The organism is Spiroplasma sp. hy2 (assembly GCF_044714365.1).
Classification (GTDB): Bacteria; Bacillota_I; Bacilli_A; order Mycoplasmatales; family Mycoplasmataceae; genus Spiroplasma; species Spiroplasma phoeniceum.
In genome coordinates this window covers 1-2,532 of sequence record NZ_RXFZ02000147.1, presented here as the reverse complement: position 1 = coordinate 2,532, position 2,532 = coordinate 1, and the positions used below count along the sequence as shown (strand labels likewise).

3 protein-coding genes are annotated in these 2,532 nt (G+C 25.8%); all 3 read left to right on the top strand.

Going from position 1 to position 2,532, the window contains the following annotated elements:
• The first annotated feature begins 212 nt into the window (after positions 1–212).
• The 3 genes from truB (at position 213) to rpsO (ending at position 2,374) form a co-directional block, all read left to right on the top strand.
• Complete coding sequence (gene truB / locus EHV01_RS04650) at positions 213–1,124, top strand: tRNA pseudouridine(55) synthase TruB (protein ID WP_422066426.1); 912 nt, start codon at positions 213–215, stop codon at positions 1,122–1,124.
• Positions 1,124–2,011, top strand: coding sequence for a riboflavin biosynthesis protein RibF (gene ribF / locus EHV01_RS04645; RefSeq protein ID WP_422066425.1), 888 nt, complete (start codon positions 1,124–1,126; stop codon positions 2,009–2,011). Before truB ends, ribF begins: the two co-directional genes overlap by 1 nt.
• A gap of 96 nt (positions 2,012–2,107) precedes the next feature.
• Positions 2,108–2,374 (top strand): 30S ribosomal protein S15, encoded by a 267-nt coding sequence (gene rpsO, locus EHV01_RS04640; protein WP_422066424.1) that lies wholly within the window; start codon positions 2,108–2,110, stop codon positions 2,372–2,374.
• The last annotated feature ends 158 nt before the right edge of the window (positions 2,375–2,532 follow it).

Here is a 2,532-nt window from a genome sequence, read left to right as displayed (position 1 = left end):
TWAAAAATTTAAAGCAAAATCATAATCTTACACAAAATTAGTTTTCAAATTGTCATATTGATGATTTTTTTTATTTCATCAAGAGTTTTCGACAAAATTAAAGATAATCAATTAATTTTATAAAAAATACGATAAAAATAAGGTACTTTTTTAATCAGTGTTAGGAATATATTAAAAAGTGATATAATATTTCAGGAAGTGGGGTGGTTATTATGCATGACGGTATTTTTTTAATCAATAAACCAACAGGAGAAACAAGTAATCAGGTTATTCAAGAAATTAAACAAAAATTGCAGATTAATAAAATTGGTCACGCAGGAACATTAGACCCATTAGCAACAGGATTGTTAGTTGTTTTAGTGAATAATGCTACGAAAATGAGTGAATATTTGTTAACAGCAGATAAAGCGTATGATGTTGAAATGCGATTATTTGTTGAGACAGATACTGGTGATATTACTGGGAATGTGCTTAATGAAACAGCACCATTTAAGATTCAAAAGAAAATATTAAAAAAAATCTTTAATGAATTTAATGGATTTATGTATGAACAATATCCACCAAAATATTCTGCTATTAAAGTTAATGGTAAAAAACTTTACGAGTATGCACGCCAAGATAAAGAAGTAAAAATTAAACCACGAACTGTTACAATTAAGGCAATTAAATTAAAAAAATATGATGCACATAATCATACAATTAAATTTAGTGTGTTATGTACTAAAGGAACATATATTAGAAGTTTAGTGACTGATATTGCGGCAAAATTCAATACTATTGCTACTGTTACAGTTTTATGCCGTACGCAATCAGGAAATTTTATGCTATCTAAAGCAATTAACCCTGAAGCAGTAAATTTTAATGAGTTAATATCGATGTATGATGCTTTATTTATTAATAATCAACAATTATTACTTTATCATCATGATGAAGAAATTCGGCAAGGAAAACCTATTGTTATTATTAATCATACTGACCCAATTATTTTTATTATTGATAAAAATAAAAATGTTTTAGCAATTTATAAACATATTGGAAAACATGTTTATGCCTGTCAACGTGGACTATGAGGACATATTGAACCTAAAAACCAAGATGACAGAGAGAAGGATAATCATTATTAATGAAAACTTTAGTATGAAATAAGCCAAGTGATAAGAAACCAAAAGTTGCTTGTTTAGGTTTGTTTGATGGGTTTCATCAAGGTCATTTAAAATTAATTACACGTTTAATGGAGATTAAAAAACAGTATAACCTTGCAACATTATTTTTTACTATGTCACAAAGTGTTAGTGATTTTTTACAACAAACAAATACAAAAATAGTAGATAATCATTCAAAACAACAAATTGTTGAAAAATTAGGATTTAATTATTATTTAGAAGTGCCGCTTAGTACTGCATTTATAAATTTATCTGCACAACAATTTTTAACAATTTTAAAAAAACAATTTAATGTTACAAAAATTATCATTGGCTCTGATTTTCGGTTTGGAAAAAATCGTGAAGGGGATTTTAATGATATTATTGCTTTTTTTGGTCAAGAAAATGTTTATTTAATTACTCGCCAAGATAATTTGTTTTCTTCAACAACAATTCGAAATTTTTTATTAAAATATGATTTAGCATCAGCAAATAAATTATTGTATGAAGATTATAATTTACGTGGAGAAGTAAAACCAGGAAAACAATTAGGACGAACAATTAATTTTCCAACGGCAAATATTTATTTGCCACAAAAAGTAATTTTACCCTATGGTGTTTATGTAACAGAAACATTAGCACAAGGTAAACTTTATCCTTCAATGACATCTTATCGGTTATTTGAAGGGAAAGAAGTTGTTGAAACATATTTGCTAAATGTTAATTTGGATTTATATGGTCAGGAAATCATTGTTTATTTTAAAAAATATCTTCGAGAAAATATTAAAATTAATAATTTAGCAGAATTAGTTACGCTTTTAGAACAAGATTTAGTTAATACCCTTGCTTTTTTTGCTAAAAAAGCATAATATTAATAAGGTTGTTATTTCGTTGATTTAAGATAACCCTTTCTTAAATTCTTTGTTTTAACATAATAAGCCACTAAATGAAGGGAGAAAATAATAATGGTTTCAAAAGAAAAAAAAGCAGAATTAGTTACAAAGTTTGGTCAAAATACCAAAGATACTGGTTCAACAAAAGTTCAAATTGCAATCTTAACAGAAGATATTAATAATTTAACCGAACACTTAAAAGTACATCGAAAAGATATTGTATCAAGAAGAAGTTTATTGCAAAAAGTAGCACAAAGAAAACACTTGCTTGCATATTTAACCAAAACTAATTTTAATGAATATAAAGCAATCATTGAAACATTAGGAATTAGAAAATAAGGTTTAAGGTTTTTAACCTTTTTTTCTAAAGTTTAATATGGAGTATAATAGATTTCTTGCATAACCTATTAAAATAATTGCTTTAATTTTGTCGAAAACTCTTGATATTTATAAAATATACCTAAAATTAGGTATATTTTTAATATATGGAGGTAAAT